Source organism: Parabacteroides chongii (assembly GCF_029581355.1).
In the GTDB taxonomy this organism is placed as follows: domain Bacteria; phylum Bacteroidota; class Bacteroidia; order Bacteroidales; family Tannerellaceae; genus Parabacteroides; species Parabacteroides chongii.
In genome coordinates this window covers 1235072-1249936 of sequence record NZ_CP120849.1, presented here as the reverse complement: position 1 = coordinate 1249936, position 14865 = coordinate 1235072, and the positions used below count along the sequence as shown (strand labels likewise).

Annotated in this window: 10 protein-coding genes, 1 tRNA gene and 1 pseudogene; 10 read left to right on the top strand and 2 right to left on the bottom strand. The window is 40.7% G+C overall.

All coding sequences use genetic code 11. The features are described from left to right. The first annotated feature begins 55 nt into the window (after positions 1-55). The 8 genes and pseudogenes from P3L47_RS05030 (at position 56) to P3L47_RS04995 (ending at position 9877) form a co-directional block, all read left to right on the top strand. The gene (locus P3L47_RS05030) at positions 56-1072 is read left to right on the top strand and encodes a LacI family DNA-binding transcriptional regulator (protein ID WP_277782883.1); all 1017 of its coding nucleotides are present in this window, start codon (positions 56-58) and stop codon (positions 1070-1072) included. 64 nt (positions 1073-1136) lie between these two features. Continuing rightward, the gene (locus P3L47_RS05025; protein WP_277782882.1) at positions 1137-3989 is read left to right on the top strand and encodes a glycoside hydrolase family 38 N-terminal domain-containing protein; all 2853 of its coding nucleotides are present in this window, start codon (positions 1137-1139) and stop codon (positions 3987-3989) included. Positions 3990-3995: 6 nt separating this feature from the next. Further along, positions 3996-5156, top strand: a complete 1161-nt coding sequence (locus P3L47_RS05020) for an MFS transporter (RefSeq protein WP_277782881.1) — start codon at positions 3996-3998, stop codon at positions 5154-5156. Next, complete coding sequence (locus P3L47_RS05015; RefSeq protein WP_277782880.1) at positions 5153-6220, top strand: uroporphyrinogen decarboxylase family protein; 1068 nt, start codon at positions 5153-5155, stop codon at positions 6218-6220. Before P3L47_RS05020 ends, P3L47_RS05015 begins: the two co-directional genes overlap by 4 nt. Positions 6221-6250: 30 nt before the next feature. After that, positions 6251-6865, top strand: a pseudogene (locus tag P3L47_RS05010) (corrinoid protein); the annotation flags it as partial. Between the two features lie 12 nt (positions 6866-6877). Then, positions 6878-7888: a uroporphyrinogen decarboxylase family protein gene (locus P3L47_RS05005; RefSeq protein WP_277782878.1), complete on the top strand. Its 1011-nt coding sequence runs from the start codon at positions 6878-6880 to the stop codon at positions 7886-7888. After that, positions 7885-8292, top strand: coding sequence for a cupin domain-containing protein (locus P3L47_RS05000; RefSeq protein WP_122362206.1), 408 nt, complete (start codon positions 7885-7887; stop codon positions 8290-8292). Before P3L47_RS05005 ends, P3L47_RS05000 begins: the two co-directional genes overlap by 4 nt. Positions 8293-8296: 4 nt before the next feature. After that, a complete protein-coding gene (locus tag P3L47_RS04995) occupies positions 8297-9877 on the top strand; it encodes a GTP-binding protein (RefSeq protein WP_277782877.1) in 1581 nt (526 codons plus the stop codon). 14 nt (positions 9878-9891) lie between these two features. Here P3L47_RS04995 and P3L47_RS04990 read toward each other — a convergent pair whose 3' ends face one another. Continuing rightward, positions 9892-10365 carry an arsenate reductase ArsC gene (locus P3L47_RS04990; protein WP_277782876.1) on the bottom strand — a complete coding sequence of 158 codons (474 nt, stop codon included), beginning with the start codon at positions 10363-10365 and terminating at the stop codon, positions 9892-9894. A gap of 20 nt (positions 10366-10385) precedes the next feature. Then, positions 10386-11585, bottom strand: coding sequence for a threonine ammonia-lyase (gene ilvA / locus P3L47_RS04985; protein WP_122362209.1), 1200 nt, complete (start codon positions 11583-11585; stop codon positions 10386-10388). Between the two features lie 157 nt (positions 11586-11742). Here ilvA and P3L47_RS04980 point away from each other — a divergent pair, with 157 nt between their 5' ends. Together P3L47_RS04980 and P3L47_RS04975 are read left to right on the top strand one after the other, a co-directional pair. Then, positions 11743-14460, top strand: a complete 2718-nt coding sequence (locus P3L47_RS04980) for a DNA gyrase/topoisomerase IV subunit A (protein WP_277782875.1) — start codon at positions 11743-11745, stop codon at positions 14458-14460. Between the two features lie 76 nt (positions 14461-14536). Further along, positions 14537-14618: transfer RNA gene (locus P3L47_RS04975), tRNA-Leu, on the top strand. The last annotated feature ends 247 nt before the right edge of the window (positions 14619-14865 follow it).

The window sequence follows — 14865 nt, the reverse complement described above, 5'->3', positions numbered from 1 at the left end:
TCTATTTATAGAGTTGATTTAGTATATTTGAACCGATTAAATAACTTTGTAAACAATGAAAGTTTCTCTTAAAGATATTGCTCAGGCACTGAATTTATCAAAAGCTACTATCTCATGGATTTTGTCCGGACAGGGTGAGGCCAAAGGTTTTAGTGAAGCGACAATCAAACGTGTAAAAGAATATGCCGATTCGGTTAATTATCGACCGAATCAGGTGGCTCGTAGCTTATCTTTGGGAACATCTAATACATTGGGGTTGATAATACCGTTCATTGGGGATACATTCTACGCTCAATTGGCTCAAGCTGTTGAAACAGAGGCAGCACGTAATAACTATGCATTGTTTGTGTGTAGCTCGGAAGGGGATGGAGATAAAGAATATAAATTGATACAGATGTTGAAGTCAAAGCAGGTTGATGGCATTATTGTTGCTCCGACTAAAGTTTCCAGAAAAGGGATTGACCTTTTGACTAAAGATTCTTTACCATTTGTGTTGGTGGACCGTTATTATCCGAATGTTCCGACTAATTATGTCATTGTTAACAATAGTCAGAGTTGTTATGACCTTGTTTACCATATAGGTAAAAAAGGAGCCAAGAATATAGCATTGTTAACTACGGATGTTCATCTATATGTGATGAAACAACGTATAGAGGGTTATCGTAAAGCATTGAGAGATTTGAATTTGTCGAATGACTTATCTTTGGAGGTGTTTGTTGATAGACAAAATTACAAAATGGACATAGTTGACAAACTAGATTATTTGTTCAGTGAACTTCCGAATGTGGATGGCTTTTTCTTTTCTACTCACTATTTAGCTTTGGAGGCCATTCGCTATTTTATAGAACGGAATATCGATTATAAGACTAAATTTCAAATGGGCTGTTTCCATGAAACTACTTCTTTGGATATTCTGGCACCTCGAATGAGTATCTCTAGAATGCCTATTCATGAAATGGGCGTAGAGTCAGTTAAAATATTGTTAGAAAGTATTCAGGATAAAGAAGCTGATTACAAGGCTGTTGTTCTTGATAATGAATTGCTTCCTTCCGGATATTCAAAAGATCCATGATCTTTTTTTTGGAGAATATTTGAACCGGTTAAGTAATTGTGTTAACATATATAATTTATATATCATGAAAGAATTAATAATAATGAGCATGCTATATGTAGCAGTTGGAACTATGGCGCAGACAACAACTGCTGTCATAAATCCAATAGAGCCCGTACAGTATAAAAATGAGAACGGTAAGTTCCAAATTCTATCTTATATCCAAGAGGACTGTCTATCCCAAACTTCCCTGAAATGTTATGTAAACGATCAATCTGTTGATCTTGTTAAGACAGAACGAAGTGATAGCGTATTGGTTTGGTTACCAATGATTGGAGGAGAAGAACAGTTGAAGGTTGTCGCTGGTAAGAAGATTATTTTAGATCAAGCGTTTCAAACGTTTATTCCGGCTGATTGGGGCTATTTTAAGAATGGTGTGATCCATATTATTCAATCATCCCATCAAGATATTGCCTGGATGGATACACCGGAGTACTGTCGAGAAGATCGTATCAATAACATCATTTTGCCTGCTCTTGATATGATGAAGCAGAATAAAGACTTCACTTTTGAAATGGAGCAGACTATGTATTTGATGGAGTTTTTGGAAGAACATCCGGAGCGGAAAGATGAATTGATACAATTATATAAAGAGAAAAGATTTACGTGGGGAGCCACCTATAACCAACCATACGAAGGTTTATCCAGTGGCGAACAACTGATACGTCAGTCTTATTACGGACGGAAGTGGGTTCATGAAAATATGCCGGGGTGCGATGATTTGGTTGCGAATAATATGGATGTACCTGGTCGTACGCTGCAGATGTCTCAAATATTGGCTAAAAGTGGTATTCCTAATTTATTTGTCAGTAGAATGGCTGAAGGTTTATACGATTGGTATAGTCCGGATGGTTCTAAGGTTTTAACTTTCACTCCTGGGAATTATGGTTGGCCTTCTCTTATTTGGAAGTTTTTCGATAAAGATGCAGCTACGGCATTTCATAAATTGCACCATCGTACACAATTATGGAGCAATTATTATGAAAAACATCAGATTCCGCCGCATTATGCTATTTTAATAAGTTGTGACGCGACTAAACCGGTAGATTTCCAGAATGTAATCGATGAATGGAATAAGATTGCAGAAGAGTCAGAGGTGCCTTTACCACGTTTAAAGGCTTCTACGAGTGAAGAATATTTTGATTTGGTTCGCGGAAAAACAACTCAATTTGAGAAAATATCCGGAGAACGTCCTGATTTATGGCTCTATATTCATGGTCCGGCCCATTATGAGGCTACAAAATATAAGCGTGAAGCTGGTGTATTATTACCGGCAGCAGAGTCATTTACAACTTTCTCAAAACTACAAACAGGAGACTTACAAAAGTATCCGCGAAAGTCTTTTGACCGTGCCTGGATGGCTTCTATATATCCGGATCATGGCTTAGGTGGGAAAAATGGAGAAATTACAGATTCTATTTTCGAAGATAGTTTAAGAGTAGGTTATACATTGGGTAAGGAATTGTTGTCTGAGGCGTTGAAGCAACTCACCGAACAGGTAAAGACAAAAGAAAATAATTATGTTGTATTTAACGATTTGACATGGGAAAGAAATGGGCTGGTAACAGTTGAAGTCCCCAACGAAAAGATTTCAGTCAAAGATGAACAAGGAAATACTGTCAATACACAGATTAAGAAAGATAAAGATGGAAAACAATATGTGACATTTGAAGCACAGGATATACCATCTATGGGATATCGCAGTTATTCGATTCAGCGTGGAAAGACTCCGAAAGCATCCAATTCGGTAAATCATTCTTCCAATCAAATAGAAAATGACTACTATAAGGCAGTATTAGGAAATGGCGGTATCGTTTATTTGTACGACAAACAATTGGGCAAAGAACTCATTCATACTTCTAAATTTGCATGTGGGGATGTCATCGAGTTAGGATATACAGGAAACGGAGCCGGTGAGTTTACCCGTATCACGGATGTAGTTCCCGGAGATATCACTTCGTTAAGCTCTTTTGTTTCAAAATGGGAAGTTGAAGAATCGGGGGCACTGTATACACGTTTCAAAAGCTTACAACCGACAAAACATGCAATTATAGTACAAAATATAACATTTTATCATACCAGTAAGAAAATAGACTTTGACATTACCTTACAGGATTTTGACGGTACGCATAACCGGCAATATCGTATTGCATTTCCTGCCAATATGATGGGAGAACGTACTATAAACTATGAGGTACCAATGGCTGTAGCCGAAGTCGGGAAAGATGAATTGAAGAAGCAACCCGGTGGTTGGGCATGGGGAGGAACCTATGTACATCATCCGGAAGATTCTCACCCTCGTGAAATACAGAATTTTATATCAGCGAATGGTAATGGCTTTGGATTGACTATGTCATCCTGTGTTGCTGTAGCAGATTGGATCGATCCTTCCCGTGAACAAGCTGTTTATCCGGTTTTGCAGGGAATTCTTCTCTCATCACACAAAAGTTGTCATGGCGAAGGTAACTGGTATCATCAAAAAGGAACCCACAATTTCCATTTCTCTATAACTTCTCATCCGGAAGGATGGAAAAACGGATATAATTCTGCCATCGCGAATAATCATCCTTTATTCGTACAACAGAAAAACAATAAAGAGGGAAAACTTGAAGGAAGCAATAGCTTTTTCAAACTTTCAGATCCTTTTACTGCACTTTCTTTAATTAAAAAGGCAGATAATGATAACAACCTGATTATCCGTTTGACAGAAATGGAAGGGAAGGATAAAGAGGTTATGATAACATTACCAGTATCTGTTAAAAAAGTGATCCGAACCAATTTGATTGAAGAGGAGCAAGAGGTACTTCCGGTATCCGGTAATCAGTTTGCTTTGCCTTTAGGTCATCATGCTATTGAAACATATAAATTAGTACTATAATAAAAAATGAACACAATCATCTTTAAACTAATACCCGTCTTGTTTGCTTTTTTTATAATGGGTTTTGTAGATATTGTTGGTGTTTCCACAAGCTATGTAAAACAAGATTTCGAATTGAATGACACGTTGGCAAACCTATTGCCTATGTTGGTTTTTATTTGGTTTGCGATATGTTCTTTACCGACCAGTTTACTAATGGGGCGAATCGGAAGGAAAAAAACAGTATTATGCAGTTTAGGTATAACAAGTATATCGTTGTTGATTCCATTGGTTTATTATTCTTTTGCTACGGTTCTTTTAGCTTTTACTTTATTGGGAATTGGAAATACGGTATTGCAGGTCTCTCTGAATCCTTTATTGTTGAATGTTGTAGCTAAAGACAAATTTACCAGCACATTGACACTAGGGCAATTTATCAAAGCAATATCGTCTACTTTGGGACCGGTTATTGCCAGCGCAATGGTTGGTATTTGGGGAAATTGGCATTTGATTTTTGTAGTATATGCTATTACATCTTGTTTGTCTTGTTTGTGGCTGGCTATGACTCCGATAACAGAAATGCCAAATACGCAAGCTGGTCAGAATATTGGACATATTTTCTCTTTATTCCACAACTCAAAGTTGATAATTGCTTTCTCTGTGATTCTATTGATAGTCGGTTTTGAGATAGGGTTGATGACAGCAGTTCCTAAATATTTATCAGAACAATGTGGTCTTCCCATAGAAAAGGGAAGTCTAGGTTGCAGTTTGTATTTTGCTGCTCGTACATTGGGAACATTTTTAGGGACATTCATCTTGGCTCGGTATTCTGCCGGTAAATTTTTGACAATAAATATGATATTGGCAATTGTTGTATTTGCAGTTTTCATGTTGGTTTCCGATACAACAATTTTATTGATTGCTTTATTTCTGATAGGCTTAAGTTGTGCAAATGTTTTTCCTATCATATTCTCACAAGCTATCCAATCGGAACCGGATAAAGCAAATGAGATATCCGCTTTGATGATAATGGGTGTGGCAGGAGGTGCAATCTTACCGGTTATTATGGGATTGGTTGCAGATAACAGTAGCCAGTTAGTCAGTCTGCTGATTCCTTTCGGTGCCTTAATTTACATCCTGATCGTATCTATACAACAGAATAAAACACATAAAAATATTCAAATATGAAAAGTATGAATTCATTGGAACGCTGCATGGCCGTTCTAAACGGGGAAACCCCTGACAGATTACCGATTGTCCCTCAATGTTTCATGCTAGCTGTCGAGACAGCCGGTCTGAAGATTAGCGACGTGAATAGAAACGGCCGTAAAATGGCTCAAGCACATATCATTTCGCAAGAAAAGTACGGATATGACGGATGTGTTATCGATTTTGATGATGCCACTATTGCTGAAGCTGTTGGTGCTAAGGTCATTTATCGTGAGGATGAACCGGCTATTGTTGACGAAGAACAGCCGGTATTGAAAGACTTACGGGATGTCTATGATATGCCGATCCCTGATCCGGCGAGTTCCGGTCGTCTGAACGAGTGGTTGGAAGCGACACGTACGTTGTCTGAAGCTATTGGGGATCATGTATTTATCATGGGACGTGCCGATCAGGGTCCTTTCAGTATTGCTTGCCTGTTAAGAGGAACGACTCAATTCATGATGGATTTATTGACTGAAGACAAACAACTTATAGATGATGTATTGGAGTATTGTCGGAAAATCAGTGCCGTATTTGCCAAAGCACAAAAAGACGCAGGAGCTCATGTAACATCTATCGGGGATGCTTTTGCCGGTCCAAATCTGATTTCCCCGGACATGTACCGCCAATTTGCCTTGATCCCGGAACAGAAACTGGCTAAAGAGGTGCAGGATTACGGTATTCCTTTCTCTATCCATATTTGTGGTAATACTAATGGAATTATTCAAGATATGGGAACGACAGGAGCCAAGATACTGGAGGTTGACTGGATGCTTGATATCAAAGAAGCCAGAAGATTAGTACCGGAAGATACTGTCTTAATGGGAAATATCGATCCCAGTAGTCCGCTCGTTATTGGGACACCTTCCGACGTAGATGCCGCTGTCAAAAGATTGATAGAAGCAACAAAGGGCAAACGTCATATTATTAGTTCCGGATGTGCAATGGGACGTAATACGCCTCCTGAAAACTTCAAGGCTTTTATTGAAGCAGCACATCGTTATGGGTCTTATGAAGAAATTATGAAATTACAAAATCTATAAAATATCATGGCAGATTTAAATAAATTATTTGATTCAATTGTTGCCGGAAAAATGGAACCGGCTGTCGAGGTAACAGAGCAAATCATCGAAGAAAAGTTAGACATACAATCTATAATCAATGATTATATGATCAAGGCAATGGAAGAGATAGGCGATCGTTTCCAGAACCATAAGGCTTATGTTCCTGAATTATTGATGGCAGCCCGCGCCATGAAAGGTTCTTTGGATCTTTTGAAGCCACACATGAAGGATGAAAGCATACAAACTGTCGGAAAGATCGTGATTGGAACTGTATTTGGAGACTTGCATGACATCGGAAAAAATTTGGTTGCTTCCATGTTTGAAGGTTGTGGCTTTGAGGTAATCAATTTGGGAGTTAATATACCTGACAGCAAATTTATAGAAACAGTCAAACAAGAGAAACCGGATATTTTATGCTTGTCTGCTTTGTTGACAACAACGATGACCAATATGAAAGGAGTTATTGAAGCATTGGACAAAGCCGGACTTCGGGACCAGGTGAAAGTGATGGTCGGAGGAGCACCTGTCAATGAAACATTTGCCAAAGAAATTGGAGCAGACGGATATAGTAGTAATGCCAATGCCGCTGTAATCAAAGCAAAAGAATTATTAGCCATCGCATAAAAATATAATCTTATGAAAATAGACATGAAAAACTGGATAGCATCCGTTATTGCTTCTCCGCAACGGGTGGCTGTCCCTATAATGACTCATTCCGGTATTGAATTGCTAGGATATACTGTTAATGATGCAGTTACAAACGGTGAAGTACATTATCAGGCGATTAAAGTTTTATCAGAGAAATACCCTTCAGAAGCATCTTCCGTTATAATGGATCTGACAGTTGAGGCTGAGGCTTTTGGTGCTGAAATCTATTTTTCGGAAAATGAAGTTCCGAGTGTTGTAGGGCGCTTGGTGTCAACTCCGGAAGAAATAGAGAAGTTGGAAATTCCTTCATTAGATACAGCTCGTCTGCCGGAATATATCAAGGCCAATCGGCTAGTGGCAGCAGAAGCAACCAAGCCCGTCTTGGCTGGATGTATCGGACCCTATTCTTTAGCCGGAAGACTATATGATATGTCTGAGATTATGATGGCTATGTATATCGATCCGGATAGTATTAAGTTGTTGTTATCTAAATGTACGGAGTTTATAACAAAATATTGCCAGGCTTTAAAAGAGGCTGGGGCAAACGGGGTGTTAATTGCAGAACCGGCAGCAGGCTTATTGTCGAATGATGCATGTATGGAGTTCTCTTCCTTGTATGTAAAACAGATCGTTGATAAAGTTCAGGATGATTTCTTCTCCGTCATTTTGCATAACTGTGGAAATACGGGACAATGTACTGAAGCAATGGTTTATACAGGTGCTGCAGGCTATCATTTTGGAAATGGAATCGATATGGTCTCTGCTTTGAATGATTGTCCGAAAGATGCATTAGTTATGGGTAATATTGATCCTGTTTCAGTTTTGAAAATGGCATCTTCTCAGCAGGTGTATGAGCAGACTATGCAATTGTTGACAGACACGGCTGCATACCCGAATTTTGTATTATCATCGGGATGTGATACTCCGCCTGAGATCCCTTTTGCGAATATAGAGATGTTTTACCAGTCATTAAATGACTATAACTCAACGTTAAAATGATAGAAACATATAACTATGAAGGTAAAGGTTACCATCCTTTCCTCATCAGAGAGGGATGGCAGGTCGCCCAACTTAATTATGTAGAGAAGCATGGTCTGGATGATATTGACCAGATAGAAGTTCATAACCAGTCAGATGAAGCATTCATTTTGTTTAAAGGGAAAGCGGTATTGGTTGAAGTGCAGATTGAACAAGAGGATATTCATTTCAATTGCCAATACATGAAACCGGGAGTGACCTATAATATTCCAGCTGGCACCTGGCATGAAATAGCCATGGACCGGGATGCAGAAATTATTATTGTAGAACGGGCGAATACCCATAAGCAAGATTGTTCATATTCCAAACTGACAGAATCTCAGAAACAAATCTTATATTCTAAAATCAAGGATCAATTATCATAGAAGTATGAAAGTGTATGTACTATGGGGCTTTTTAGGAAGCGGAAAGACAACGTTGATCAATCATCTTTTACTTACCCATTTAAAAGATAAAAATGTTGTAATCATTGAAAATGAATCCGGAAAAGAATCTATAGATGGGATAGAGTTGCAGAACCGACATTATTCCGTTGTGGATTTAAAATCCGGATGTGTTTGTTGTACGCTTCGTTTAAAGCTGGCAGAGGTATTGGAAGAAATCAAGCAGTCACTCAAGCCGGACTGGGTATTAATGGAACCTTCCGGCTTGGCATCGCTGGAAGATTTGTTGCAGATTCCCAATCTCTGTATCGATGGTGCTATTACTTTGCTGGATGTAAAGATGTATGATTTTCTGATGAAACTAAATCCCGATTTTTATCGTCGTCAGTTTTACTTATCTTCTGTTTTGTTTCTGACGAAGACGGAATCGATAAGTTCAGAAGAAGTCAAACAAATTGTTGATAAGCTATTATCCATTCAGCCTCAGCTGCAAATTATTGAAGATTATCGTTTGCTGGATGAAGCTGAATGGATAACCATATGGGAGAAAAGTAGTCTTCAGAAAAGAGTATTCTTGCCATTTACATCAAAGGCTGCACCTCCTCTATTTTCTACAGAAACTATCGTATTGGAGTCTCCGATAGACAGGACTTTTTTCAAGACGGAGTTTTCCAGGATGAATACCCTGTTTGGCAATCAGATTGTTCGTGCAAAAGGTTTACTTCAACAGCAGGATGGGACATGGTCCAGATTTGATGTTACCGGAAGTGATTATTCGGAAAAACCAATCCCCGATTTAGAAAGAGAAGAGAAAAGTACTATTTCTGTTTGGTGGAAAGATAAAGAAGGTCTCAGTCCTTTAGGCTGGATTTCCCCCTTTCTAAATGCAGAAGAACAACGCTGCTCCATCGATGATCTGATAATCTCAGATGAGGAGTTGTTTCTATACATGGGATTCAAAGGAAGCACGCCTGATGCATATACCTATGAGATAATACAAACATTAAAAAAGGAGGCTTTGAAAATTTGTCAGCCTCGCTTAGGATATCGCTTTCTAACCGGAAGCAAACTGGATAAACAACATTTGGTTGTAGGCAATTATATTATCAAGCCTGATTATACTATTACAAAGTATCTTCAGGATGCTGATATATATGCAATACTGGTTGCTTCTGTCGGTGCAGAGCTAGATGCCTGGATTCAAGAAAAACGTTTGGCAAATGATATAATGGAAGCTTTTATTGCCGATGCATTGGGTTCACTTATTGTTGAAGCAATCGTTTCCTATGGTCTGTCGTCGTTAACCGAAAAAATGAAATCCTACCGATTGAATACCAGTAACTCTTATAGTCCGGGCTATTGTGGCTGGAACGTACGTGAACAACAACTTCTTTTCTCATTGTTACCCCACGCTTTTTGCGGCATTTCACTGACAGATTCCAGTTTGATGCTTCCTATCAAATCTGTTAGTTCCTTAATAGGAATAGGTAGAAATATTGAAAGAAAGCCTTATGGATGCTCAATCTGTCAGAGAAAAGATTGTTTTAAGAAGAAAGAAGTTTTATAGTCTTTTGTTGGAAACTAATTGCACTTGCAGAATCTGTTTGCCCCGCAGGTACAAGTCGGTCCTCCATCGCCATTAAGTATTTCGTCGGTGTAAAAGTCGTACATCTTTGTTTTAATCTGTATGCATATCCGGCGGAACTCGCTTTCTATAAATTCGGGTGTGCCTGTGGCACGTGAAGGATCATAGAAGCCGATATGTAATTTGTGGCGAACTTTTCCCCTGAATACCGGGCAGTTCTCGTTTGCATCTCCACAAACCGTAATCACATAATCCCAGGGTTCGTCCAGATACTGATCGACCGGTTTGGGAGTATGACTGCTGATATCTATTCCAGAATTTTTCATCGTTTTGATGGCAAGAGGATTTACTTCATCGGCAGGATTTGTTCCTGCTGAACAAACAATCAAGTTCTTGTCAAAAGATTGTAACCAACCCTGTGCCATCTGACTGCGGCAACTATTACCGGTACATAAGATTAATATTTTCATACTTGTTTGTCGTTTAGTTTTTATCCCGGAATGATCTTATATCCTGCCGCCGTCAGCGTATATTGTATCTGGTCGATATGATCCTGGTTGCGGGTTTCCATTTCCAGGCGGAGGTAACAGCCGTTAATATCTGCGGTGTGGCTTACCCGTTCATGGTGGACAGATACTACATTTGCCCCTGTGGAGGCTATGATTTCAGAAACATGTTGTAATTGTCCGGGCTTGTCTACCAATTCAATCGTCATGGTGTAAGAGCGGCCGGATTTCTGCAAACCTCGTCCGATCACACGTGACAGAATCGTTACGTCGATGTTACCACCCGATACCAGGCAGATCGCTTTTTTCCCTTTGATAGGTACTTTGTTGAACATCGCAGCTGCAACGGCTACTGCACCGGCACCCTCGGCAATGAGTTTATGTTGTTCGATCAATGCCAGGATAGCTGTCGATATCTCGTCATCATTGACCGTAACGATTTCATCCACATACTTACGGCAGTACTCGAAGGTATGTTCGCCCGGCTCTTTTACGGCAATACCGTCGGCGATGGTACGAACGAATCCCATACGCTCAATCTTGTTATGTTCGATCGAGTTCAGCATGCTCGGGGCACCACTGGCCTGTACGCCATATATTTTTACATTCGGATTCAAATGCTTGATTGCAAAAGCAATCCCGGAAATTAGTCCGCCACCGCCGATCGGAACGATCACGGCATCCAGGTCGGGTAATTGTTCCAATAGTTCCAGTCCTATTGTACCTTGTCCGGCAATGACATCTTCATCGTCGAAAGGATGAACAAAGGTATATCCCTTTTCATCTCGTAATTTTAAGGCTTTCTGGTAAGCGTCGTCGTACACGCCTTCTACCAGGCAGACATCGGCTCCATACCATTTGGTAGCTTCTATTTTAGAAATAGGAGCATTATCCGGCAAACAGATAAGAGATTTGATGCCATGAGTGGTTGCTGCCAGTGCAACTCCCTGAGCATGGTTGCCGGCAGAACAGGCTACGACACCTTTTGCTTTCTCTTCTTCCGTAAGTTGTGAGATTTTGAAGCAGGCACCACGGACTTTAAATGATCCTGTGATCTGTAAGTTCTCCGGTTTCAGATAGATATGTGACTCCGGATTGATATTGGGCGCACTGATCAAGTCCGTGCGACGGATAACCGTTTTCAGGGCAAAAGATGCCTGATAAATCTTATCGAGTGTGAGCATGAATGTAATTTTGAGGGAGCAAATATAGCTAGAATTCACATATCTCATTGAAACTGGGTTGCTTTTTTATTATCTCGCCAATATTTCGTATATTTACACGCTGGAAATTGTTTTCCGGTCAGAGGCTGAAAAAGAAGAAAGAGCACCATATAAGTTTATGAAACCAGAGGATATTGAAGATTTCACAGAGGAAAACGAAAACGAGGAAATAGAGCAAACAAATACGGATTCTCAATCGAATGAGCAATCTGATGCTGCTACGCATTCGGAATATAAAATACCCGGGAAGGGCGAAGGCCGTGTATCCTATCATCTGTCAGGGATGTATCAGGATTGGTTTTTGGATTACGCTTCTTACGTGATCCTGGAACGTGCTGTACCGCATATCAATGACGGACTGAAGCCGGTTCAACGTCGTATTCTTCACTCGATGAGGCGTTTAGATGATGGTCGGTATAATAAGGTCGCAAATATTGTCGGGCATACTATGCAGTTCCACCCTCACGGTGATGCATCTATTGGAGATGCACTTGTGCAGTTAGGACAGAAAGATCTTCTGATTGACTGCCAGGGAAACTGGGGGAATATTCTAACCGGTGACGGTGCGGCGGCTCCGCGTTATATCGAAGCTCGTCTCTCTAAATTTGCTCTTGAAACGGTATTCAATCCCAAGACGACCCTTTGGCAACTCTCTTATGACGGACGTAATAAAGAACCGGTCACTTTACCGGTGAAATTCCCCTTGTTGTTGGCTCAGGGAGTGGAGGGTATTGCGGTCGGTCTTTCTTCCAAAATACTTCCGCATAATTTCAATGAATTGCTGGATGCTTCGATAGCCTATCTGCGAGGAGAAGAATTTACTTTATATCCGGATTTTCAGACAGGTGGTTTTATCGATGTTTCAAAATATAACGATGGTGAACGTGGTGGTTCAGTAAAGGTCCGTGCTAAAATAACCAAGCTGGATAACAAGACTTTGGTTATTAGTGAGATCCCTTACGGAAGAACAACCTCTTCCCTGATCGAGTCGATCCTGAAAGCGAACGACAAGGGGAAGATCAAGATCCGGAAAGTGGATGATAATACGGCTAAGGATGTAGAGATCCTTGTGCACCTGGCTCCGGGCGTGTCTTCGGATAAAACGATCGATGCGCTGTATGCCTTTACGGATTGTGAGATCAGTATTTCACCCAACTGTTGTGTGATCATGGACAACAAACCTCACTTCCTGAAAGTGAGTGATGTGTTGCGCCATTCAACGGACGATACGCTGCACCTGTTGCGTACGGAACTTCAGATCCAGAAGGCGGAACAGGAAGAAACCTTGTTCTTTGCTTCTCTTGAAAAAATATTCATCGAAGAACGCATCTATAAAGATGCCGAGTTCGAAAACTCAAAGGATATGGATGAAGCGGTCGCTCATATCGACATGCGCCTGACCCCGTTCAAACCTGATTTTATCCGTGAAGTGACCCGCGATGATATCCTCAAGCTGATGGAGATCAAGATGGGACGTATCCTAAAGTTCAATTCGGAAAAGAGCAATGCGTTGATCGCACAGATTCGTGAGGAGATAGAGCGTATCAATCATCATTTGGATAATATTGTCGATTATACGATCAACTGGTTTGCTATGTTGAAAGAAAAGTATGGCAAGAACCATCCGCGTATGACCGAGGTCCGTAATTTCGATACGATCGAAGCAACGAAGGTGGTGGAAGCGAACGAAAAGCTATACATCAACCGTGCAGAAGGCTTTATGGGTATGAGCCTTAAAAAGGATGAGTATGTTTGTAACTGCTCGGATATAGACGATATCATCCTGTTCTACCGGAACGGAACGTATAAGATCGTGAAAGTCAGCGACAAGATGTTTGTCGGAAAAGACGTTTTGTATGTGAATGTCTTCAAACGGAACGATACCCGTACCATATATAATGTTATTTACCGCGACGGGAAAGTCGGCTATAACTATATCAAGCGTTTTGCCGTGACCGGAGTGACGCGTGATAAGGAATATGACGTGACGAAAGGAACGGAAGGTTCGCGTGTGCTGTATTTCAGCGCGAATCCGAATGGAGAAGCTGAAACGGTCAAAGTAATCCTGAAGCCGAAGCCCCGCCAGAAGTTGCTTGTCTTTGAAAAGGACTTCAGCGAGATTGCCATTAAGGGACGCGGCTCGATGGGTAATATCCTGACCAAAGCGGATGTACATAAGATCAGCCTGAAACAGAAAGGTAGTTCCACTCTCGGAGGACGCCAGGTTTGGTTCGACTGGGATGTGCTGCGTCTGAATTATGACGGTCGTGGAGATGAACTGGGTGAATTTCAGAGTGACGATCTGATCCTGGTCATCTTGCGTAACGGTGATTTCTATACGACGAACTTTGATTTGAGTAACCATTACGACGATAATATACAGGTCATTGAGAAGTTCAATTCAAATAAAGTTTGGACGGCGGCCTTGTATGATGCCGACCAGAAATATCCTTACTTGAAACGTTTTGTGCTGGAAGCCGGAAGCAAAAAGCAGAACTTCCTGGGTGATAACCCGAAGAGCCGTTTGTTGTTGCTTACCGACGAGACTTATCCGCGCATTGAAGTGGTGTTCGGCGGCCATGATGCTTTCCGTGAACCGCTGGTGTTGGATGCTGAAGAGTTTATCGGTGTGAAAGGTTTCAAAGCGAAAGGTAAACGCATCTCTACATTCGAGGTAGAAACGGTCAACGAACTGGAACCAACCCGTTTTGCTCCGGTGGAACAACCGTCAGGGGATGATGGCGAAGACTCCGATACGAATGATACCGGACAGAATGAAAGCGATTCGGATATTATAGACGAGATAACGGGGCAGATGAAGCTTTTTGACGAATAGCCTGACATTACGAAAAAAAATCTTCTGAATATTGCAAATTAATAAAAAATACTTACCTTTGCACCGCAAACCAAATGCGGCTGTGGTGTAATTGGTAGCCACGCCAGACTTAGGATCTGGTGCTTCACGGCGTGGGGGTTCGAGTCCCTTCAGCCGCACAAAATGTAAAATCCTTCTGAATTCGTTCGGAGGGATTTTTTTTGTTATACACTGTTTATTAAGTGATTACAGTATCTTCTTCCTTCTTTCTGAAATAGATAAATCATGTCGAAATAATACTTTTCAGGTGCCAAATCGGTGTTCTGGGAACAAGGTGTAATGGCTGGCACCTTTTTAACATTTTGACGCCTTTGTACTTGTTTGTAATTCAATAAATTATATCATAAATGCGTGCACCTTTTTAAC

Excerpts from the sequence above, each read along its gene's own strand:
- P3L47_RS05025 (WP_277782882.1), top strand. The coding sequence starts at position 1,137 with ATGAAAGAATTAATAATAATGAGCATGCTATATGTAGCAGTTGGAACT.
- ilvA (WP_122362209.1), bottom strand. The coding sequence starts at position 11,585 with ATGCTCACACTCGATAAGATTTATCAGGCATCTTTTGCCCTGAAAACG.
- P3L47_RS05015 (WP_277782880.1), top strand. The coding sequence starts at position 5,153 with ATGAAAAGTATGAATTCATTGGAACGCTGCATGGCCGTTCTAAACGGG.
- P3L47_RS05020 (WP_277782881.1), top strand. The coding sequence starts at position 3,996 with ATGAACACAATCATCTTTAAACTAATACCCGTCTTGTTTGCTTTTTTT.
- P3L47_RS04980 (WP_277782875.1), top strand. The coding sequence starts at position 11,743 with ATGAAACCAGAGGATATTGAAGATTTCACAGAGGAAAACGAAAACGAG.
- P3L47_RS05030 (WP_277782883.1), top strand. The coding sequence starts at position 56 with ATGAAAGTTTCTCTTAAAGATATTGCTCAGGCACTGAATTTATCAAAA.
- P3L47_RS05000 (WP_122362206.1), top strand. The coding sequence starts at position 7,885 with ATGATAGAAACATATAACTATGAAGGTAAAGGTTACCATCCTTTCCTC.
- P3L47_RS05005 (WP_277782878.1), top strand. The coding sequence starts at position 6,878 with ATGAAAATAGACATGAAAAACTGGATAGCATCCGTTATTGCTTCTCCG.
- P3L47_RS04990 (WP_277782876.1), bottom strand. The coding sequence starts at position 10,365 with ATGAAAATATTAATCTTATGTACCGGTAATAGTTGCCGCAGTCAGATG.
- P3L47_RS04995 (WP_277782877.1), top strand. The coding sequence starts at position 8,297 with ATGAAAGTGTATGTACTATGGGGCTTTTTAGGAAGCGGAAAGACAACG.